At 57.2% G+C, this 21,013-nt stretch carries 17 protein-coding genes; 5 read left to right on the forward strand and 12 right to left on the reverse strand.

Annotated elements, in window-relative coordinates; genetic code table 11:
• Positions 1-17: 17 nt before the first annotated feature.
• Positions 18-1,235 carry a hypothetical protein gene (locus ACIQ0Q_RS04065; RefSeq protein WP_395771673.1) on the reverse strand — a complete coding sequence of 406 codons (1,218 nt, stop codon included), beginning with the start codon at positions 1,233-1,235 and terminating at the stop codon, positions 18-20.
• Between the two features lie 139 nt (positions 1,236-1,374).
• Positions 1,375-2,433 carry an OmpA family protein gene (locus tag ACIQ0Q_RS04070; protein WP_395771674.1) on the reverse strand — a complete coding sequence of 353 codons (1,059 nt, stop codon included), beginning with the start codon at positions 2,431-2,433 and terminating at the stop codon, positions 1,375-1,377.
• Positions 2,434-2,896: 463 nt separating this feature from the next.
• On the opposite strand from ACIQ0Q_RS04070, the gene ACIQ0Q_RS04075 reads away from it, so the two are divergent.
• A complete protein-coding gene (locus tag ACIQ0Q_RS04075) occupies positions 2,897-4,921 on the forward strand; it encodes an FAD-dependent oxidoreductase (protein WP_395771675.1) in 2,025 nt (674 codons plus the stop codon).
• A 6-nt stretch (positions 4,922-4,927) separates the two neighbouring features.
• Here the strand turns inward: ACIQ0Q_RS04075 and ACIQ0Q_RS04080 are convergent, their stop codons facing one another.
• From ACIQ0Q_RS04080 to ACIQ0Q_RS04115, 8 genes are all read right to left on the reverse strand, one after another.
• Positions 4,928-5,383 (reverse strand): ion channel, encoded by a 456-nt coding sequence (locus ACIQ0Q_RS04080; RefSeq protein ID WP_395771676.1) that lies wholly within the window; start codon positions 5,381-5,383, stop codon positions 4,928-4,930.
• A complete protein-coding gene (gene prpF, locus ACIQ0Q_RS04085) occupies positions 5,380-6,597 on the reverse strand; it encodes a 2-methylaconitate cis-trans isomerase PrpF (protein WP_395771677.1) in 1,218 nt (405 codons plus the stop codon). The genes ACIQ0Q_RS04080 and prpF overlap by 4 nt, the downstream gene beginning before the upstream one ends.
• Before the next feature lies 1 nt (position 6,598).
• Complete coding sequence (acnD, locus tag ACIQ0Q_RS04090) at positions 6,599-9,217, reverse strand: Fe/S-dependent 2-methylisocitrate dehydratase AcnD (protein ID WP_395771678.1); 2,619 nt, start codon at positions 9,215-9,217, stop codon at positions 6,599-6,601.
• Positions 9,214-10,359: a 2-methylcitrate synthase gene (gene prpC, locus ACIQ0Q_RS04095; protein ID WP_395771679.1), complete on the reverse strand. Its 1,146-nt coding sequence runs from the start codon at positions 10,357-10,359 to the stop codon at positions 9,214-9,216. The genes acnD and prpC overlap by 4 nt, the downstream gene beginning before the upstream one ends.
• A 9-nt stretch (positions 10,360-10,368) precedes the next feature.
• Entirely contained in the window at positions 10,369-11,244 is an 876-nt protein-coding gene (gene prpB, locus ACIQ0Q_RS04100) for a methylisocitrate lyase (protein ID WP_395771680.1), read from the reverse strand.
• Positions 11,245-11,290: 46 nt separating this feature from the next.
• Positions 11,291-12,274: a malate dehydrogenase gene (locus ACIQ0Q_RS04105; protein WP_395771681.1), complete on the reverse strand. Its 984-nt coding sequence runs from the start codon at positions 12,272-12,274 to the stop codon at positions 11,291-11,293.
• Between the two features lie 15 nt (positions 12,275-12,289).
• On the reverse strand, positions 12,290-13,489 hold the full coding sequence (locus ACIQ0Q_RS04110; protein ID WP_395771682.1) for an aminotransferase class I/II-fold pyridoxal phosphate-dependent enzyme: 1,200 nt from the start codon (positions 13,487-13,489) through the stop codon (positions 12,290-12,292).
• 248 nt (positions 13,490-13,737) lie between these two features.
• A complete protein-coding gene (locus ACIQ0Q_RS04115; RefSeq protein ID WP_395771683.1) occupies positions 13,738-14,244 on the reverse strand; it encodes a peptidylprolyl isomerase in 507 nt (168 codons plus the stop codon).
• Between the two features lie 127 nt (positions 14,245-14,371).
• On the opposite strand from ACIQ0Q_RS04115, the gene typA reads away from it, so the two are divergent.
• The 4 genes from typA to ACIQ0Q_RS04135 all read left to right on the forward strand — a co-directional run bounded on the left by typA (position 14,372) and on the right by ACIQ0Q_RS04135 (position 18,600).
• Positions 14,372-16,198: a translational GTPase TypA gene (typA, locus tag ACIQ0Q_RS04120; protein ID WP_395771684.1), complete on the forward strand. Its 1,827-nt coding sequence runs from the start codon at positions 14,372-14,374 to the stop codon at positions 16,196-16,198.
• A 62-nt stretch (positions 16,199-16,260) separates the two neighbouring features.
• The gene (locus ACIQ0Q_RS04125) at positions 16,261-17,037 is read left to right on the forward strand and encodes a sulfite exporter TauE/SafE family protein (RefSeq protein ID WP_395771685.1); all 777 of its coding nucleotides are present in this window, start codon (positions 16,261-16,263) and stop codon (positions 17,035-17,037) included.
• 76 nt (positions 17,038-17,113) lie between these two features.
• Positions 17,114-17,947, forward strand: a complete 834-nt coding sequence (locus tag ACIQ0Q_RS04130; RefSeq protein WP_395771686.1) for a DUF6671 family protein — start codon at positions 17,114-17,116, stop codon at positions 17,945-17,947.
• A 155-nt stretch (positions 17,948-18,102) separates the two neighbouring features.
• Entirely contained in the window at positions 18,103-18,600 is a 498-nt protein-coding gene (locus ACIQ0Q_RS04135; RefSeq protein WP_395771687.1) for a TlpA family protein disulfide reductase, read from the forward strand.
• Positions 18,601-18,609: 9 nt separating this feature from the next.
• On the opposite strand, the gene cysK is transcribed toward ACIQ0Q_RS04135, so the two are convergent.
• Positions 18,610-19,563: a cysteine synthase A gene (gene cysK / locus ACIQ0Q_RS04140; protein ID WP_395771688.1), complete on the reverse strand. Its 954-nt coding sequence runs from the start codon at positions 19,561-19,563 to the stop codon at positions 18,610-18,612.
• Between the two features lie 119 nt (positions 19,564-19,682).
• On the reverse strand, positions 19,683-21,013 hold a 1,331-nt coding region (locus tag ACIQ0Q_RS04145), incomplete at its 5' end, for a class II 3-deoxy-7-phosphoheptulonate synthase (RefSeq protein ID WP_395771689.1).

Here is a 21,013-nt window from a genome sequence, read left to right on the forward strand (position 1 = left end):
TCCAGAACCCAGGAATTTTAGCCGCCGTCTCTCTTGACATCTGCCGGAGCCGCTTCCACCGGCTTGGCCGGCACTATGCGAATGCCTTGTGCTTTCATCCAAGCATCAAAATCTTCCGGCGTCATCTTCTTGCCATCTTGGGTCATGTTGAAACGTACTTCTTTCGGTTTCGGTGCTTCTTCCAGCGCCGGAGTTTCGACAGCTGCGGGCTTCGATGCCAGCGGTTTCTTTTCATTGGAACGCTGGGGCTGTTGCTTTTCAGCTGCTGATGCAGTCGCAGGCTTCGTCTTGGTTTCAGCATTAACCTTCTTGGTCACAATGGACGTCTTTTTAGCGGCAGCGGCAGCTGCAGCAGTCTTTTTGGCGGCCTCAATTGCGCGCTGTCCTTCAATTTCCGCAAGAATCGACTTTTCATGAACAAGTGCAGCATTCACATCGAGAGAAGTGAGCATTGACAAATTCTTAGGAGCATCTGCAATCAATTTACCTCCGACAAAAGCTTGGGTAATCTGAATTACGGACAATAGTTCGGAATTTACTTTTAGCGGGTTTTTATCCAATAACATGAAGTCTGCAGATTGGCCGACCCGCAATCCACCGGACTCCTGCAGCATTGCACCCTTCAAGACCTTATAGGTGTCCAGTGAGAATCGCTCTTTTGCAGAATTGTTGCTGAGAATTCCAGTTCCTCCGGCTTGAATCAATACTACTGGATTCCTGGGGAATGCTTCACTCAAATCGGCCTCGGTTAGTGCAGGTGAATTTCCAAAAGCAGCGGGGTCGAATCCATTGCAGAAAATACTGTCGGCACCGAATGCCTTCCGATTCTTTAACGTGATGTCGAGTGCTTGAATCACAGCTCGAGATGTTGCAGGCGATATGCCAGTCCAACAATTCGGGGCCTGCGAATCAGCCTCAAAATTCATTGCCGGCACCATACCAGAGGACACAATGGCAGGTATAACAGTAGCTCCCTGCAGATTGACCTCTAGAGTTGCTTTTCCGATCAGTTTGTCGGCCTCGGCCTGGGTGCCGATGAAGCTGATTTTGCCGTTTTTGACCGCCAGCGCTTCCACATACTGGGGCTGATCGCCGGCCATGCTCAGGATATCACCCCCGGAATACACCACATCGGCAGCATTGTCGGGTTCGCGCGCGCAACCTGAAAGCACAGCGGCGACGAGTAACAACGACAGGCGTAGATTATTCAGGGCATGGGGACATGGGATGGACATTAGGATTGTTTCCTGGCATCAGCAAGATTCGGAGGAAGGCTGCAGCAGCCCGCACATCTGTCCACTATACCGAGTCGTTGACGTGCAGACAATGAAAAAGCCCGGCCGAAGCCGGGCTTTTCTTGACGCTTTGAACCGCTTAGTTCTGAACGTTCAGTTCGGTACGGCGGTTGGTTTCGCTCTTACAAGCCGGCAAGTTTTGCTCGGTGGCTTCCAGCGGACGGCCTTCGCCATAGCCGTTCGGACCCGCCAGACGGCCGGCGTCGATGCCTTTGCCGGTCAGGTAGTCATACACGGTTTGGGCACGGCGCTGCGACAGATCTTGATTGTAGGTGTCTTTGCCACAGAGGTCGGTGTGACCGGCGACTTCAACACGCAGTTCCGGATACTTGGCCAGCACGGCAACGGCTTCGTCAAGGATCACGACTGCGTCGGGACGCAGGGTGGCTTTGTTGAAGTCGAAGTTCACGCCTTTCAGGTCGATGCTCAGCTTGACCGGGCAACCGTCGGCGCCGATGGTCTGACCGGCTTCGGAGTTCGGGCACTTGTCGTTGCAATCGTTGACACCGTCATTGTCACCGTCGAGGACATCGCAGGTCGGGGCAGCAACCACCGGGCCGGCCAAGTCACCCAGCTTCACGAGGATCGAAGCCGCGGCGTACAGATCAACGAAACCACCGATGTCACCAACAGTGTTGTCGTTTTCGGTGTGGCTGTCAAAACGGGCACCAGCTTCAACACGGAAATCAACACGCTTGCGACGGTCAGTTTCAACACCAGCGCCGAGCTTGGAGGCCCATTCAGCCCCCTCATAATTGCCATCGGCGACGTTATGGTCTGTCGCGCCAAGGCCAGCAACAACGTACGGATCCCAAGCGCGTCCGTCTTTGGTGAAGTAGTAACGGGCGTTGAGGAAGATTGAATCCAGGTCCCAGTTCACATCGCCTTTTAAAGGGTTAATGTCGATATTCGGACTGGCTTGGTCGTAGGTCACTTCTAAACCGAAGTTTTCGGACAGACGCTTACCCACGCCAACGCCCAAAAGCTCGGAGTTTGAGGCATCAAGACGATCGCCATCGGTACCGAGAACGCCGACGGTGCCGGAAAGGTACCAACGGTCATCGAATTCCTGTGCAGCAGCAGCTTGCGAGAAGCCGATAGCGCCGAGAAGAGCAAGGCCCAGTAGATTTTTCTTCATTTTTACATCTCCATTTACATGTGGAAAGTTGCTACAAATCGATACAGGCTTTTGCGCCCGCAGTGTCAACGACCGTAAACCCTGATCGAATCGTTAACATCAAAATAACACTTTAGGGGGGTAATTGCAAGCTTTTTATGCCAAAACCCCTCCGAATATGAGAGTCCATGCGTTTGAATTACCTACTATTTTCGGTCAAGTAATTTATCTCCTGTTTTCCGTTACCGCAAAGGACGTGACGTCTAGGTCATAAATCAGAGGGTCAGCCAAGCAGGCGTTTAACTTCCGGAAACACCGCTAACCGGTTGAATTTTATTGCGCTATCAGGCCGAATTCGCCCTCAGATTCTGATCAGGCTACTGAGCTATTGATGTATTTCTGACTATTTTTAATCAGTTTTTAACTATACTGCTAAGTATGGTCTGAATCGCCAAACCATCCCATCGCACAAGGCAAGTTCCCAATGAGCTCTCCTGAATTCCCGCAGCTGTTCCGCCCCCTCGACCTTGGCTTCTGTACTCTGCCCAACCGCATTCTCATGGGGTCCATGCATACCGGCCTGGAAGACAAGCGTTCCGACTATCCCAAACTGGCAGCCTACTTCAAGGAGCGTGCCGAAGGCGGTGCCGGACTGATGGTTACCGGAGGCATTGCGCCCAACATCCGCGGCTGGCTGAAACCCTTCGGTGGCAAACTGAGCTGGCGGCTTGAAGTGGCACCGCACCGTCTGGTTACCGATGCAGTGCATGGCGCGGGAGGGCGGATTGCCATGCAGATTCTGCATGCCGGACGCTATGGCTACCACCCGCTCTCCGTATCCTCAGTGGCCCAAAAGGCACCCATCAACCCGTTCACGCCCCAGGCCCTCAGCGCACGCGACGTCGAAAACACCATCCGTGATTACGTACGCAGTGCCGAATTGGCGCGCGAGGCCGGTTATGACGGCGTCGAAGTCATGGGATCTGAAGGCTACCTGATCAACCAGTTCGTCTCACCGCAGGTGAACAGCCGCGGTGATGATTGGGGCGGTGATGCGGCGAAGCGCCGGCGTTTCGCGGTGGAAATTGTTTCCCGGATGCGTGAGGCCCTCGGTGCGGATTTCATCATCATCTATCGCCTTTCCATGCTGGAACTGGTACCCGAGGGACTGTCCTGGCTGGAAATCGTCGAACAGGCCAAAGCCATCGAAACAGCCGGCGCTACCATCATCAACACCGGCATCGGCTGGCATGAAGCACGCGTACCGACTATCGCCACCTCGGTGCCGCGTGCGGCCTTCGCCGGGGTGACCGGAAAGCTGAAGCCCCACGTCAAACTACCCTTGGTCGCTACCAACCGGATCAACATGCCGGATGTGGCCGAGCGGATTCTCGCTGATGGCCAGGCAGACATGATTTCGATGGCACGCCCGCTGTTGGCCGACGCGCAATGGCCGAACAAGGCCAGGACCGGAAAAACACATCTCATCAATACCTGCATCGCCTGCAATCAGGCCTGCCTGGACCACGTTTTCGAAAACAAAAAAGCGTCCTGCCTGGTCAATCCACGCGCCTGCCGCGAAACCGAACTCAACTATCAACCTGCGGCCTTGAGGAAACGCATCGCGGTCGTTGGCGCAGGCCCGGCCGGGCTGAGTTTCGCCACTGTCGCCGCAGAACGTGGCCATGACGTTACCTTGTTCGAAACCGCATCGGAAATCGGCGGGCAGTTCAACTATGCCAAACGTATTCCTGGCAAAGAGGAGTTTCACGAGACCCTGCGCTATTACCGCAATCTACTGGCAGAAACCGGCGTTACCGTGAAACTCGGCCAGACGGCGGATGCGACCCAGCTGCAGCAGTACGGATTCGACGAGATCGTGATTGCCACCGGCATCACGCCGCGCGGCCTGCGCCTGCCGGGAAGCGATCATCCGAAAGTGCTCGGCTACCTCGATGTGCTGCGCGATGACGCGCCGGTCGGCAAATCAGTCGCTATCCTTGGCGCCGGTGGCATCGGCTTCGATGTCGCTGAGTTCCTGTTGCATGCAGCGTCCTCAAGCCTGGATGCGCGGCGCTGGATGCAGGAATGGGGTGTCGACCCCTCGTTCGAAAGCAAAGGCGGACTGTGCAAAGCCGAACCGCATGCGCCGGCACGCCAGATCTGGTTACTTCAACGCAGTCCCGGAAAACCGGGGGCACGATTGGGCAAGACCACCGGCTGGATTCACCGGGCGGCGCTCAAGATGGGCGGCGTACAGGCCTGGGGCGGTATTGAATACGTGGCAGTCGATGATGCCGGCCTGCATATCAAAAAAGGCGGCGAGGCCATGGTGTTGCCGGTCGATCATGTCATCGTGTGCGCTGGCCAGGAACCCCACCGTACGCTGCATGAGGCATTGCAGAGTCTTGGCCTCAGCACGCACCTCATCGGCGGTGCCGAGCAGGCCGGAGAGCTGGATGCCAAACGCGCCATCGCGCAAGGCGCTGAACTGGCGGCGCGGCTCTAGGCAATCTTACTTCCGCCAGTAGCGTTCCATTTCCAGATAGGTGAACGACGCCGACCAGGTGATCAGGACGAACCCGGTCAGCGACATGGTGCCGGCGATAAAACGAATCGGACCGACCGGTACGAGATCGCCGAAGCCGAGCGTATTGAAGGTCACTGCTGAAAAATAGACTGCATCCAGTAGATGCAAGGGATCGGCACCTTTGATGAGTCCGGTCTCGGGGTAACCCAGTGTCAGCCAGAGGGTGATGCCAAAAATCCAGATTTCAGTGACGTGCAATGCCAGCACTGAAAAAATCGAATACAGCACTTTTCGCCGGGAGTGAAGTTCGCGGCGTTTGGCCAGCCAGTTCGAGATCAGCGCCAGCCCTTCATAGTGCACCAGGACGGCAAGACTGACCGCCAGGGTGGTCGCACAGACCACCACGGTATTGGCTTGCCAGTCCTGATAAAGGGTCATCATGGAGTTTCGTCCGGAACGCTGTAGGCAGGACCTTGTGGAACCCTCAACAGCCCTTCCATCAGCACGCGCGCGCTACGGCTCATGATGGCCTTGCGCGCCGTCCATCGGCCATTGTCCTGAACGGCTTCGGCGCCCACACGCAGGATGCCGCTGGGGTGTCCGAACCGGATGCTGGCATGACTACCGCCACCGGCCGCGCGATTCACCACGGTACCGGGAATGGCCGCCGCCGTGGCTATAGCTACGGCGCAGGTGCCCATCATGGCATGATGCAGTTTACCCATCGACAGCGCACGGACCTGAAGATCGATATCGGCGGCAGCGATGTGCTTGCCGCTACTGCTGGTGTAATCCGCCGGCGGGGCGACGAAAGCCACTTTCGGCGTGTGCTGGCGCAAAACGGCATCGGCTAGGGTTTCAATCAACCCCATACGGACGGCGCCATGGGCACGGATGCTTTCGAACATAGCCAGCGCTTTGGCATCACCATTAATGGCATCCTGCAGTTCGGTGCCGGTATAGCCGATGTCGGCGGCATTGACGAACACGGTCGGAATACCGGCATTGATCATAGTTGCTTCAAGGACGCCGATGCCGGGAATGTCCAGCATGTCGGTCAAATGTCCGGTCGGAAACATGGATCCACCGCCCTCATCGTCCCCCTCTTCGGACGGGTCGATGAACTCGAGCATGATCTCAGCCGCGGGAAAGGTGACACCGTCCAGTTCAAAATCACCCGTTTCCTGCACTTCACCGCCGCGCACCGGCACATGCGCCAGAATGGTTTTTCCGATATTGGCTTGCCAGATGCGCACAGTGCAGAGCCCATTGCGCGGCACTCGCGCCGGATCGACCATGCCTTGCGCGATGGCGAACGGCCCAACCGCCGCGGAAAGATTACCGCAGTTGCCGCTCCAGTCGACGAAAGGAGTATCGATGGCCACCTGACCATACAGATAATCGACATCATGACCGGGATGGCTGGACTTGGAAATGATCACGCATTTGCTGGTGCTGGAGGTCGCCCCGCCCATGCCGTCGATATGTTTGCCGTAAGGATCGGGCGAACCAATGACCCGCAGCAGTAGGGCATCGCGGGCCGGGCCGTGCTGCTGGGCGGCCTTGGGCAGATCCTGTAAACGGAAAAACACCCCTTTAGAGGTACCGCCACGCATGTAGGTGGCCGGAATACGGAGCTGAAGCGCAGAGTTCATATCAGCTTTCCTTTGTCGCATCGAGGAAGTCCTGCGCGAATCGCTGAAGGACACCGCCGGCTTCATAGATGGACACCTCTTCATCGGAATCCAAGCGGCAGATCACAGGCACTTCAACCGCATCACCATTCCGACGCCGGATGATCAGTGTCAGACGTGCACCGGGTTTGCGAACGCCACGGATATCGAAGGTTTCGCTGCCATCAATGCCATGGGTAAGCCTGGACTCGCCCGGAAGAAATTCCAGCGGCAGTACGCCCATGCCAATCAGATTGGTCCGGTGAATGCGCTCGAAGCCTTCGGCCATGATGGCTTCCACGCCAGCCAGCCGGACACCTTTGGCCGCCCAGTCACGCGAGCTGCCCTGGCCGTAATCGGCACCGGCGATGATGATCAGCGGCTGCTTGCGGGCCATGTAGGCTTCAATGGCTTCCCACATGCGGCTCACCCGCCCTTCCGGCTCGATACGGGCCAGAGAGCCCTGCTGCACTTTTCCATCCGCATCCCGCACCATCTCGTTGAGCAGTTTCGGATTGGCGAAAGTCGCACGTTGCGCGGTCAGGTGATCGCCGCGGTGGGTGGCGTAGGAATTGAAGTCCTCCTCGGGTACGCCCATACTCGCCAGGTATTCACCGGCGGCACTGTCCAACATGATGGCGTTGGAGGGCGACAGATGGTCGGTGGTGATGTTGTCGCCGAGCACCGCCAATGGCCGCATATCCCGCAGTGCTCGTTCTCCGGCCAACGCCCCTTGCCAATAGGGCGGACGGCGGATATAGGTGCTCATCGGCCGCCAATCATACAGCGGCTCAACCGGATTGCCGCTTTCAATACGCGCCGTGAACATCGGCTCGTAGACACGCCGAAATTGTTCCGGCTTGACGCTGGCTTTGACCACCGCATCGATTTCTGCATCACTCGGCCAGATATCGCGAAGTAATATCGGGTTGCCCTGTGCATCGATGCCAAGCGGATCCTTTTCGATATCGAAACGCACAGTACCGGCGATGGCATAAGCAATCACCAGTGGCGGCGATGCCAGGAAGGCCTGCTTGGCGTAAGGGTGGATACGGCCGTCGAAATTGCGGTTGCCCGACAGCACGGCGGTCGCATACAGATCACGGTCGATGATTTCCTGCTGGATGGCCGGATCCAGAGCGCCGCTCATGCCATTGCAGGTGGTGCAGGCAAACGCGACGATGCCGAAGCCGAGTTGCTCGAGATCGTCGAGCAGACCGGCTTCCTTCAGATACAGTTCGACGACTTTGGAACCGGGCGCCAATGACGATTTCACCCAGGGTTTCCGCAACAGACCCTTGGCATTGGCATTTCGCGCCAGCAAAGCGGCAGCGATGACGTTGCGCGGATTCGAGGTGTTTGTGCAGGAGGTAATAGCGGCAATGATGACCGCACCATCCGGCATCAGGCCGTGTGCTTCATCTTCTCTGCCGGCATCTAGCTTGGCGGAATCGGCGATGCCACGCTCGGCTAGGGCGCTGGTCGGCAGGCGCTTATGCGGATTGGAGGGGCCGGCCATGTTGCGCACGACCGTGGACAGATCGAAGTGCAGCGTGCGCTCGTAACGCGCATCCGACAGCATGTCGGCCCATAAGCCGGCCACCTTGGCATAGGTTTCGACAAGCACCACCTGCTCATTGCTGCGGCCGGTGAGCCGCAGGTACTCCAGGGTATTGCCGTCAATGAAGAACATCGCGGCGGTGGCCCCGTATTCCGGAGCCATATTGGAAATCGTGGCGCGGTCACCGATGGTCAACGCTGCTGCGCCTTCACCACGGAACTCGAGATAAGTCCCAACTACCTTAGATAGCCGGAGAAACTCGGTCAATGCTAGGACAATATCGGTCGCGGTGATGCCGGGCTGCGGCTTTCCGGCGAGTTCCACACCGATGATTTCGGGTGTGCGCATCCAGGAAGCACGGCCGAGCATGACGCTTTCAGCTTCTAGACCGCCAACACCGACGGCGATGACGCCGAGGGCATCCACGTGCGGCGTGTGGCTGTCGGTGCCCACACAGGTATCCGGGAACGCTACACCATCCTGAACTTGGACCACCGGCGACATCTTCTCCAGGTTGATCTGGTGCATGATGCCGTTGCCCGGCGGAATAACGTCGACGTTGCAAAAAGCCTGTTTGGTCCAGTCGATAAAATGAAACCGGTCTTCGTTGCGCCGGTCTTCGATGGCGCGGTTCTTGGCGAAGGCATCTGGGTCGAACCCGCCGCACTCGACCGCCAGCGAGTGGTCGACTATCAGCTGGACCGGCACTACCGGATTGACCTGCGCCGGATCGCCACCCATGTCGGCGATGGCATCGCGCAGACCGGCCAGATCCACCAAGGCCGTTTGGCCAAGAATATCATGGCAGACCACGCGCGCGGGAAACCAGGGGAAGTCCAGATCGCGCCGGATATCGATCAGCTGCCGGAGAAAGTCGTCGCGACTGGATGGCTCAGCGCATCGCACGATGTTTTCCGCATGCACACGATAGGTGTAAGGCATGCGCGCATATGCACCTGGCTGTATGGCTTCAACAGCCGCCTGCGCATCGAAATAATCAAGCATGGTATTCGGCAGGCGCTTGCGGTAGTCGGTATTCATCGTTTCTCGATTGGAAAATACTCGCGGTCTTCTTCGCCGATATAGTTCGCGCTCGGGCGGATGATTTTGCCGTCAATACGCTGCTCGATGACATGCGCGGACCAGCCGGAGGTGCGTGCCATGACGAACAATGGCGTGAACATGGCCGTTGGAATACCCATCATGTGATAGGCCGAAGCCGAATACCAATCGAGATTCGGGAACATCTTTTTCATATCCCACATCAGCGTCTCGATCCGTTCGGATATATCAAAAAGGTTCCGGTTTCCACCCTCAGTGCAGAGTGCCCGTGAAATTTCCTTGATAATAGGATTGCGCGGATCACCGATGGTGTAAACCGGATGCCCGAAACCGATGACGATTTCCTTGCGTTCGACCCGAGCCCGGATATCGGATTCGGCGTCATCTGGCGAATCATAGCGCGCTATGATTTCCATGGCCACTTCGTTGGCGCCGCCGTGTTTCGGGCCGCGCAAGGCACCTATAGCGCCGGTGATGCAGCTAAACATGTCGGCACCGGTTCCGGCGATGACGCGACCGGTGAAAGTCGAGGCATTGAATTCGTGTTCGGCATACAGAATCAGTGAACGGTCCAATGCCCTTGCATGGGATTCAACGGGCAACGCGTCATGCAGCAGATGCAGGAAATGCGCAGCAATAGAATCGTCGTCGGTTTCAACATTTATCCTGCGACCGTTGCGGGTGAAGTGCCACCAATAGATAAGCATCGAAGCAAAAGAAGCCATCAAACGATCCGCGATGTCCTTGGCTTCCGCTTCCGGGTGTCCGTCGCTTTCAGGCAGCACGTTGCCAAGCATAGAACAACCGGTTCGCATCACATCCATTGGATGGGAGTTGGCCGGAATAAGCTCCAAAGCATCCATCACTAACTTCGGCAGACCGCGTAAGCTTTTTAATTTTGTTTTATACGCGGCCAACTGAGCTACATTCGGCAACTCGCCATGCACCAGCAGATGCGCAACTTCCTCGAAGCTGGCGTTGTCAGCCAGATCTTTGATGTCGTAACCGCGGTAATGCAAGTCATTGCCGCTGCGGCCGACAGTGCATAAAGCAGTGTTGCCGGCGGCCGTGCCACTGAGTGCAACGGATTTTTTAGCTTTCGGGAGCACTTGTTCACTCATGGACATTCCTTATTTCTTATCGGCGAATAACGCATTAAGCTTGTCTTCATAGCTGTGATAATCCAGGAAATCATAAAGCTCGGCACGGGTCTGCAGGGCATCAATGATGTTTTTCTGGGTGCCGTCGCGGCGGACGGTTTCGTAGAAATTCAGCGCGGCCTTGTTCATGGCGCGGTAGGCGCCGCAGCAGTACAGGGCGATGTCCACGCCGGCATCACGCAGTTCATCGGTGCTGTAGAACGGCGTCGAGCCGAATTCGGTCAGATTGGCCAGAATCGGCACCTTCACCGCCGCTTTGAATTTACGGTAATCCTCAAGTGAGCTCATCGCTTCAGGGAAAATCATGTCGGCTCCGGCGTCAACATAGGCGACAGCACGCTCTATGGCGGAATCCAATCCCTCGACGGCAGCGGCATCGGTGCGCGCCATCAAAACGAAACCCGAATCGGTACGGGCATCAACAGCGGCTTTGAAGCGGTCGGTCATTTCCTGAAGGCTGACCACTTCCTTGCCGGGCCGATGGCCGCAGCGCTTCTGGCCGATCTGATCTTCCATATGCACGGCTGCCACACCGATGCGCTCGAAACTGCGGATGGTGCGGGCGATATTGAATGCCCCACCCCAGCCAGTGTCGATATCGACCAGCAACGGCATGCCGGTAGCATCCACGATGCGGCGGGCATCGGTGAGTACATCTTCCATGGTGCTGATGCCCAGATCGGGTATACCCAACGAATTGGCAGCAACGCCGCCGCCGGAAAGATACAGCGCCTTGTAACCCGTGCGTTTAGCCATCAGGCCGGCATAGGCGGTGATGGCACCCATGACCTGCAAGGGTGATTCCTCGGCGACTGCAAGACGGAATGATTGGCCGGGTGTTTGCATTGAATGCCCCTAAAGTGTGAAAGGCGGCCGAAGCCGCCTTGCATGATTACAGCAGATCGGCGACGCCGGCGCGTTCCTCTTCCAGCTCGGCCAGGGTTTTGTCCATCGCGGTGCGGCTGAAGGCGTCTACCAGCAGTCCTTCGATGCGGGTGTATTCACCGTTGGCGCAGCTCACCGGCACGCCGTACATGACGCCCTCGGGAATGCCATAACTGCCATCGGACGGAACGCCCATGGTGACCCATTTGCCGTTGGTGCCGAGTACCCAGTCACGGATGTGATCGATGGCGGCGTTGGCGGCGGAGGCCGCCGAGGACAGGCCGCGCGCCTCGATGATGGCAGCACCACGTTTGCCCACCTGCGGAATGAAGGTGTTGGCATTCCAGTCGGCATCGTTGATCTTGTCTTTCAGGGAAATGCCGCCGGCAGTGGCGAAACGGTAGTCCGGATACATGGTCGGGCTGTGGTTGCCCCAGACCACCATCTTTTCGATATCACCGACGGCAACGCCGGCCTTGGCGGCCAACTGACTGAGCGCGCGGTTGTGATCAAGACGCAGCATGGCGGTGAAGTTTTTAGCTGGCAGGTCGGGCGCCGATTTCATCGCGATGTAGGCGTTGGTGTTGGCCGGGTTGCCGACCACAAGAACCTTGACATTGCGCGAAGCGACAGCATTCAGGGCCTTGCCCTGCACGGTGAAGATCTTCGCGTTTTCCAGCAGCAGATCCTTGCGCTCCATGCCCGGTCCGCGCGGACGGGCACCGACCAGCAAGGCGACATCGACGTCCTTGAACGCGACCATCGGGTCATCGGTACCGACCATGCCCGCCAGCAGCGGGAACGCGCAGTCTTCCAGTTCCATCATCACGCCCTTGAGCGCGGCCTGGGCTTTTTCCATCGGCAGTTCCAGCATCTGCAGGATGACCGGCTGGTCTTTGCCCAGCATTTCACCAGAGGCAATGCGGAACAGCAGGGAATAACCGATTTGGCCGGCGGCACCGGTCACAGCTACACGGATGGGGGCTTTCATGCTATCTCTCCAGGATTAGGTCAATTCAGTGAAAAATTCGACGAAACGCTTCAGGCCTTCCGGCAGCTGCGGGCTCGGGCAGGTATAGGAAATACGCAGGGATTTCGGCTCACCGAACGCGGAACCGGGCACGCAGGCAACACCTTTGGCATCCAGAAGTGCGTTACAGAAATCAACATCGTTGCCGATGACTTTGCCATTGTGCGACCTTCCAAAAGCACAGGAAATATCCGGAAAAACATAGAATGCGCCCTGCGGACGCGGACAGACCAGACCCGGAATCGAATTCATGGCCGCCATTACCAGGTCACGCTTGTGCTGGAATTCGGCATTCTTCTGGATTGGCACATCCTGCGGGCCGGTCAATGCAGCAACGGCGGCGGCAGTGACCACTTCCGGAATATTGGTGATATGGTTTGAGTTCAAAGTGGTAATGGCTTTAGCGACGCTTTCCGGGCCGGCAATGAAGCCGACGCGCCAGCCGGGCATACCGTAGGTCTTGGACAAGGAATCCACGAAAATCACGCGGTCGCGTAGCTCCGGCCGGAACTGGACGAAGTTATGGTACCCAAGGCCATCGAACACCATGCGGTGATAGATGTCATCGGCGATGATCCAGGTGTCGGGGTAGCGCACCAGCACCTCAGCCAACGCCGCGATTTCTTCTTTGCTGTAAACCATTCCGGTAGGGTTGTTCGGATTGTTGAATAAAAACACTTTCGGCTTCTTCTGCAACGCGTTATCCAGTTGCTCCGGAGTGATTTTATAATTCTGGCTGGCCGGACATTTCAGATGCAGGGACTTGGCATTCAGAATATCGGCGATATCCTGATAGGTTGTCCAGTAAGGCACTGCGAACGCAATGGTATCGCCCTCATCCAGTAGCGCTTCAGCCAGGTTATACAGGATGTGCTTGGCACCGATGCCGGTAGCAATGTTTGCCCGGGCGTAACCAGTCAGACCGGCACGTTCAATATGGCCCAAGAAGGCATCCAGCAACGCATCAGCACCGCGATTGGATCCGTACTGGCCGGAATCCTTGGCGAGGGCTTCTGTTGCTGCTGCGTAGATGTGTGGGCCGGGCAGGAAATTTGGCACGCCAATGGAAAAACTGATGATGTCGCGTCCTGCAGCTTTCAGGGCTTTCGCCTTTTCGGCGACTGCCATGATGGCGGAAGGTTTGGCGCGGCCGATGCGCTGGGCTAATGCAGGCATGATGCGGTTCCGGAATTTGTTGTAGAAAATCGGTGGCATATCATATCATGATGGCAGACAGCGCATGTTCTGGCCGGCCGCACGCACGACAACCAGTATAGCTATAGCTCCCCTCCCGATAACGATTACGGTCTTGCTTCGCAGGCCTTTAACCGGTCGATTGATTCCATCGACTTACGCCAGAAAGCCCTTAAACGGAATCGGGCGCCCTGGGCGCCCGATTCGTTGAATCACACCACATTTCGGACTCAGGCATTCAGGATGGCATTCCACTGACTGATACGCTCCGCCTGCGAGGCCAGAAGCGCCGATGCATCGCCTTCAATGACAACGGATTGGATGACGTCCCCCTGACGGATGGCATCGACCACCGCCTGATCGGTATCGGAAACCACTTCACCGAACACCGTATGCTTGCCGTCCAGCCAATCGGTCGCGGTATGGGTAATGAAGAACTGACTGCCATTGGTGCCGGGGCCGGCGTTGGCCATCGACAGCATGCCAGCTTTACCATGGCGCGCCTTAGGGCTGCATTCATCTTCGAAACGGTAGCCCGGGCCGCCATTGCCGACGCCATTCGGGCAACCGCCCTGAATCATGAAATCCGGAATCACGCGATGGAATTTAAGGCCGTTGTAATAGCCGCGCTGGATCAGGTTGACAAAATTGGCGACGGTCAGCGGCGCGATGTCGGCGAACAGCTTCAAGCGGATGGCACCTCGGTCGGTGGTCAAAACGGCGGTTAAATCGGACATGGCACACTCCGGAATCAATGAATAAGGGTTGAATAGGATGCCATAAATCGCCTTAACATGCCCTAACAGGGTATAATAATCGGCTTACTTACTGACCGTATATGCCGTCTCCAGGCAGCCCTTCCCTATGTCCATTGAAAACCTCCGCAATATCGCCATCGTCGCACACGTCGATCACGGCAAGACCACTCTCGTCGATTGCCTGCTGAAGCAGTCGGGCACCTTCAACGAACGTACGGTCACCACCGAACGGATGATGGACAGCAATGATCAGGAAAAGGAACGCGGTATCACCATCCTGTCCAAGAACACTGCCATCAACTGGAACGGTAATCGCATCAACATCGTCGACACCCCGGGCCACGCCGACTTCGGCGGCGAGGTCGAGCGCGTGCTGTCGATGGTGGACTCAGTACTGATTCTGGTCGACGCCATGGATGGCCCGATGCCGCAGACCCGCTTCGTGACCCAGAAAGCGTTTGCAATGGGCTTCAATCCGATTGTGGTCATTAACAAAATCGACCGTCCCGGCGCACGTCCCGACTGGGTCATCGACCAGGTGTTCGATTTATTCGACAAACTCGGCGCCACCAATGAGCAACTCGACTTCCCGATCGTGTATGCCTCGGCCCTGCATGGCTATGCCAGCCTGGATGATTCGGCCCGCGACGGCGACATGACCCCGCTGTACGAAGCGATCATGAAGCATGTTCCCGCCCCAAAAGTCGATCTGGATGGTCCGTTCCAGATGCGTGTCAGCCAGCTTGATTACAACAACTTCGTCGGCCTGATCGGTGTCGGCCGCATCCAGCGCGGCAAGGTGCGTACCAACATGCCGGTCAGCGTGGTCGACCGTCAGGGCAAGAAGCGCCAAGGCAAAGTGCTGCAGGTGCTCGGCTTCCTCGGCCTGGAACGCGTTGAAGTGGCCGAAGCCGAAGCCGGCGATATCGTCGCTATCTCCGGCGTCGCCGACCTGAGCATCTCCGATACCATCTGCGCCCTGGACGTGCCGGAAGCGCTGCCGGCCCTGACTGTCGACGAACCGACCATCTCGATGACCTTCCAGGTCAACAACTCGCCGTTCGCTGGCAGCAAGGAACACAGCGGCGGAAAATTCATCACCAGCCGCCAGATACGTGAACGTCTTGAGCGTGAAACCCTGCATAACGTGGCCTTGAAGGTCGAAGAAGGCTCGGATCCGGATAAATTCCTGGTATCCGGCCGCGGCGAACTGCATCTGTCCGTGCTCATCGAAACCATGCGCCGCGAAGGCTTCGAGCTCGCCGTGTCGCGTCCGGAAGTCATCATCAAGGAAATCGACGGCCAGCAGATGGAGCCGGTCGAACAGCTGGTGGTCGACATCGAAGAGGTGCATCAGGGCGGCGTCATGGAAAAGCTCGGCATCCGCAAGGCCCAGCTGAAGAACATGGAATCCGACGGCAAGGGACGCGTACGCCTGGATTATATGATTCCGGCCCGCGGCCTGATTGGCTTCCAGAATGAGTTCCGCACCCTGACCCAGGGCTCGGGCCTGCTGTTCCACGTGTTCGACCACTACGGTCCGAAAGAACAGGGCGCCATCGCCAAACGTACCAACGGCGTGATGATCGCCAACGCCCCGGGAGCCACCCCCGCCTACTCGCTGGGTCCGCTGCAGGAGCGCGGCAAGCTGTTTGCGGCCGAAGGCGACAACGTTTATGAAGGCCAGCTCATCGGTATCCACTCCAAGGACAACGACCTGACCGTCAACGCCATCAAGCCCAAGCCGCTGACCAACATGCGCGCGTCCGGCAAGGACGATGCCATCAAGCTCAGCCCGGCCATCAAATACACGCTCGAACAGGCCCTGGACTTCATCGAAGACGACGAACTGGTGGAAGTCACGCCGAAGGAAATCCGTCTGCGCAAGAAGCATCTGACCGAAAACGAGCGCAAGCGTGCCAGCCGGAGCTGATTGAAAACCCCGCGCAAGCGGGGTTTTTGTTTATGCTGTAATTCGGATGCGCCGGAGACCCCATGGAAATCGATACCACGCTCTGGCTATTGACCGCCCTCGCCGGCTTTGCCGCCGGCCTGATTGACAGCATTGTCGGTGGTGGCGGGCTGGTACTGACGCCGGCCATGCTCAATCTGCATCCGGGGTTGAGTATCCTGCAGGCCATCGGTACCCAGCGCACCAGCTCGATTATGGGGACTTCGGTCGCGGCCTGGAATTATCTGCGAAAAATCCATGTCGAGCGCCGCATCATCCTGCCGGCCTGTGCCGCCGCCATGACCGCGTCTGCCATTGGCGTGCAATTTGCCAAACGCATCGATCCGGAAGTCCTGAAATGGACGGTTTTGATTCTTTGCGTGGTGCTGGCTTTATACACGGCACTGAAAAAGGATCTTGGCATGAAGGAAGAACGACGCTTCCACCCAAAACATGAAAGCATCGCCGCCATCGCCATCGGAGCAAGCACCGGTTTTTACAATGGCCTGATCGGGCCGGGCACCGGCACCATCATGGTATTCGCCTTCGTCAGCTTTCTCGGGCTCGACTTCCTCAAGTCCTCGGCGGTATCCAAAGCGGCCAACGTCTCGGCCGATATCAGCTCCTGGACCGTGCTGTTGCTGAGTGGCTTCGTGCTTTGGGTTCTGGCGCTGCCCTTGGTCATCGGCAATATGCTGGGAAGCTATATCGGCAGTCATATGGCTATCCGCAAGGGACAGGCATTCGTCCGTGCTGTTTTCTTGGTCATCGTAATATCCCTGATTGCCAGACAGGCCTGGCAGTTGCTGGCGCTTGACTGACTTTGTGTGAAAATCCAAAATCCATTTGAGTTTATTGGCATTCGCGAATATTCACGGGCACAAGGTGAATAAACTTATGACGTATTCAAATCCGCGCATCGCCGTGACCACCCTGCATGGCAAAACCGCTGCGCTCGCACCTGCTTTAATGCCGAAAGGCTTCTTGCTAGATCTGGTAGCGGCAGACACCGATGCACTGGGAACATTTTCCGGTGATATCGAGCGTCAAGGCACACCAGGGGAGGTAGTTCTCGCCAAAGCACGCCTGGGAATGAAAATCAGCGGGTTGTCCTTAGGCTTGGCCACCGAAGCCAGCTTCGGTCCAGATCCACTGCTGGGTTTCATGGCGGTACACCATGAGATTTTAGCTTTCATCGATGACGTGCATGGCCAGGTCCTGCTACTTGACCACATCAGCCACGATACCAACTGGCAGTCGAAAACCGTGCGCTCTATGGACGAGGCATTGCCGATTATGACTTCGTCAGGCTTTCCCGAGCATGCACTGCTCGTGCGTCCAAACATACTGACGCCCGGAGCACCGGTATACAAAGGCATACGAAGCCGCGATGACCTGTCAGCGGCAATCGATGAGCTCGCACCGTTGTCACGTGATGGTCTGGCCCGAGTCGATACTGATATGCGGGCACACATGAATCCGACCCGCATGCACAAAATCGCATTGTTGGCGGAACGCTTGGTACAGCGACTCTGTACACATTGCTCGGCCTGTACTGCACCCGGCTTCGGGGCACAATCTCCTCTATACGGTCTGCCTTGTGCCGACTGCGGTGCTCCGACCGGGCATATACGAGCCGAACGCGATGGCTGTGGAGTCTGCGGACATGAGACACTTTATCTCCGGTCCGGTTACGCCGATCCAGGCGCATGCCCATTTTGCAATCCCTGACCCACAACCCCTTATAACAGCCCAGCCAATTGGCCTCGGCAGTCGCGTAATCATGGCCTGAATCCCTGTTGCGGATTGACTACGTATGCAGGGGCTTGTCTACCGGCCTGCAGACTGCCTAAATTAGGGCATCCCTTTCAGCCGGTGGATTGCCCATGATGCGTATCCTGATTTTCCCTTTGATCCTGATGTTGTCCGGCCTTTGTGAGGCCAAGCTCTCGGCCGGCGACCCCGCTCCCTTCCGGCTCGGCAAGAATGCCAAAGGCGGCGAGGAAGTCATCCTGCAGGACTACAGCGGCAAGATCACCGTGGTGCACTTCTGGGCGACCTGGTGCGACTACTGCTTCAAGAGCCTGCCGGCCATGGAATACATGCAGGAACAGCTCGGCCTGGCTAATCTTCAGGTGGTGTCCATCGCGGTGAAGGACGAGCCTAAGACGATTAATAAAATTACCGCCGAGCTCAAGGAAATGTCCATGATTTCCGCCACCGATAAAACCGGTAAGGTCATGGAGGCTTTCGGCGATGATTACATGCCGAATGTCTGGATCATCGGCCGTGACGGAAAAATCGCCGCGCAGACCCAGGTCAAGAACGACGAAGATCTCAAAAAAGCCATAAAATTGGTGGAAGCCGCTCTCCGTGCAAAGTGATGTGCGGGCTTAAAGTGCGTCCAGCCACTCATCGTCGGAGCCTTCGTTGACACCCTCGAACAGGAAGGTGCTGAGATAGCGCTCGCCGGTATCGGGCAGCATGGCCAGAATGACTGAATCTTCCGGCGCTGTTTCTGCCACCTTCAGGGCCGCAGCAAAGGTCGCCCCTGCTGAAATTCCGACGAACAGACCCTCTTCTGCTGCCAGACGACGCGCGGTATCCCGTGCTGCAATGTCATCTACAGGGATGTTATCATCGGCTACGGTGCGGTTGAGCACGGCCGGAATGAAGTCTGGTGTCCAGCCCTGGATTTTGTGCGGTTGCCATTCCTTGCCGGCTAGTAACGATGCGCCGGCCGGTTCAGTGCTGACGATGCGCACTTCCGGCCGGACCACTTTCAATACTTCACCGACGCCGGTCAGCGTACCGCCTGTACCCCAACCGCTGACGAAATAATCCAAGCGCTCGCCAGCGAAGTCGCGCAGGATTTCGGCCGCCGTGGTATTGCGGTGATAGGCCGGATTGGCGGGATTCTCGAATTGGCGCGCAAGAAACCAACCATGTTTATCGGCCAATTCCTGGGCGCGGCGCACCATGCCGCTGCCACGCTCGGCAGCCGGCGTCAGAATCACTCTGCCCCCGTAAGCGCGGATGAGTTTACGGCGCTCCATCGAAAAAGTTTCGCTCATCACCGCCACGAACGGATACCCACGTGCGGCACAGACCATAGCCAGTGCGACTCCGGTGTTTCCGGAAGTCGCTTCGATAATGGTCTGGCCCGGCTTCAAGGTTCCGCGCTTTTCCGCATCCACGATAATGGCATAAGCCAAGCGGTCCTTAACTGAACCAGCCGGGTTGAAGAATTCCACTTTAGCCAACATCCGTACATGCCGTGGCGCAATGCGTTCAAGACGGACAACAGGCGTGTGTCCAATAGTATCGAGGATGGAATCATGAATCATTTAGGCGGCCTGCAAGGAGAGCAATGATGAATCTATCCGCATTTTGCACCCATGTAAAATAATAATCCCTGAGCCGCTCATAAGCGCTTGTTATAGCTATATATGCCAAGCGTTGCTTTCTAGCACAGACTGCCATGCTTATGAACGACCGACATAGCGATTTCAAGCGACTGCTCGTAATTCAGGCGCGGATCGACCGAGGACAGATATGCCCTTTCCAGATCGGTTTCGAGCAGATCGCGTGCACCGCCGAGACATTCCGTCACGTTCTCGCCAGTCAGCTCCAAATGGACGCCGCCCAGATGCGAGCCTTCTGCAGCATGAATATCGAAACTGCGTTCAAGCTCGGCTTTGATGTTATCGAAACGGCGGGTTTTGTAACCGTTGGAGGTGGCTTCGGTATTGCCGTGCATTGGATCGCAGACCCAAAGCACGCGTGCACCAGCGGATTTGACGGCGCGGATCAGACGCGGAAGCTCCTTGTCGACATTGTCGGCACCGAGGCGGTGGATCAGCGTAAGACGGCCCGGTTCATTGTCCGGGTTGAGCGTTTCGCACAGACCTGCGATCTGTGCGTCGGTGACGCCCGCTGAAATCTTGATGCCGATCGGATTGGCGATGCCGCGGAAATAGGCGACATGGGCGCCATCCAGCTGCGCGGTGCGCATGCCGATCCAAGGGAAATGGGTTGACAGGTTGAACCAACCATCCTGGCGTGGCACACGACGGGTCAAGGCTTCCTCGTAGGGCAGCAACAGTGCTTCATGCGAGGTGTAGAAATCGGTGCGGTTGACGTTGTGTGCGGCCTCGCCGGAAATGGTTTCCATGAAACGGATGGCATCGCCGACCGACTGCACGAGTTTGTTGTACTCTTCTGCCTGCGGTGACTGCGAGACCCAGCCCAGACTCCAGTATTCCGGATGATGCAGGTCGGCAAATCCACCGTCAATCAGTGCACGAACGAAATTCATGGTCATCGCCGAACGCGCATGGCCTTTGACCATGCGGCGGGGATCCGGAATGCGGGCAGACTCGGTAAATTCGGGACCATTGATGAAGTCGCCACGGTAACTGGGCAGGGTGACACCGTCTTTGGTTTCCAGGTCAGCGGATCGTGGCTTGGCGTATTGCCCGGCAAAGCGTCCCACGCGTACTACCGGTTTGCGCAATCCATGCACCAGTACCAGACTCATCTGCAGCAGGACTTTCAGGCGGCTCGAAATGACACCGGACTCGCAATCGGCGAAGCTCTCGGCACAATCACCGCCCTGAAGCAGAAAACTTCGGCCTTCCTGCGCATCGGCAATGCGCTGCTTGAGCGAGAGGATTTCAGAGGAAGTCACCAGTGGCGGAAGCGATGAAAGTTCGGTCTGAACCGAGGCCAGCACGCCGATATCAGGATAGCTCGGCTGCTGCAGCGCGGTGAAATTGCGCCAGCTGGCGGGTTGCC

The organism is Arenimonas sp., from assembly GCF_044348765.1.
Classification (GTDB): domain Bacteria; phylum Pseudomonadota; class Gammaproteobacteria; order Xanthomonadales; family Xanthomonadaceae; genus Arenimonas.

Excerpts from the sequence above, each read along its gene's own strand:
- ACIQ0Q_RS04065 (WP_395771673.1), bottom strand. The coding sequence starts at position 1,235 with ATGTCCATCCCATGTCCCCATGCCCTGAATAATCTACGCCTGTCGTTG.
- ACIQ0Q_RS04070 (WP_395771674.1), bottom strand. The coding sequence starts at position 2,433 with ATGAAGAAAAATCTACTGGGCCTTGCTCTTCTCGGCGCTATCGGCTTC.
- ACIQ0Q_RS04075 (WP_395771675.1), top strand. The coding sequence starts at position 2,897 with ATGAGCTCTCCTGAATTCCCGCAGCTGTTCCGCCCCCTCGACCTTGGC.
- ACIQ0Q_RS04080 (WP_395771676.1), bottom strand. The coding sequence starts at position 5,383 with ATGATGACCCTTTATCAGGACTGGCAAGCCAATACCGTGGTGGTCTGT.
- prpF (WP_395771677.1), bottom strand. The coding sequence starts at position 6,597 with ATGAACTCTGCGCTTCAGCTCCGTATTCCGGCCACCTACATGCGTGGC.
- acnD (WP_395771678.1), bottom strand. The coding sequence starts at position 9,217 with ATGAATACCGACTACCGCAAGCGCCTGCCGAATACCATGCTTGATTAT.
- prpC (WP_395771679.1), bottom strand. The coding sequence starts at position 10,359 with ATGAGTGAACAAGTGCTCCCGAAAGCTAAAAAATCCGTTGCACTCAGT.
- prpB (WP_395771680.1), bottom strand. The coding sequence starts at position 11,244 with ATGCAAACACCCGGCCAATCATTCCGTCTTGCAGTCGCCGAGGAATCA.
- ACIQ0Q_RS04105 (WP_395771681.1), bottom strand. The coding sequence starts at position 12,274 with ATGAAAGCCCCCATCCGTGTAGCTGTGACCGGTGCCGCCGGCCAAATC.
- ACIQ0Q_RS04110 (WP_395771682.1), bottom strand. The coding sequence starts at position 13,489 with ATGCCTGCATTAGCCCAGCGCATCGGCCGCGCCAAACCTTCCGCCATC.
- ACIQ0Q_RS04115 (WP_395771683.1), bottom strand. The coding sequence starts at position 14,244 with ATGTCCGATTTAACCGCCGTTTTGACCACCGACCGAGGTGCCATCCGC.
- typA (WP_395771684.1), top strand. The coding sequence starts at position 14,372 with ATGTCCATTGAAAACCTCCGCAATATCGCCATCGTCGCACACGTCGAT.
- ACIQ0Q_RS04125 (WP_395771685.1), top strand. The coding sequence starts at position 16,261 with ATGGAAATCGATACCACGCTCTGGCTATTGACCGCCCTCGCCGGCTTT.
- ACIQ0Q_RS04130 (WP_395771686.1), top strand. The coding sequence starts at position 17,114 with ATGACGTATTCAAATCCGCGCATCGCCGTGACCACCCTGCATGGCAAA.
- ACIQ0Q_RS04135 (WP_395771687.1), top strand. The coding sequence starts at position 18,103 with ATGATGCGTATCCTGATTTTCCCTTTGATCCTGATGTTGTCCGGCCTT.
- cysK (WP_395771688.1), bottom strand. The coding sequence starts at position 19,563 with ATGATTCATGATTCCATCCTCGATACTATTGGACACACGCCTGTTGTC.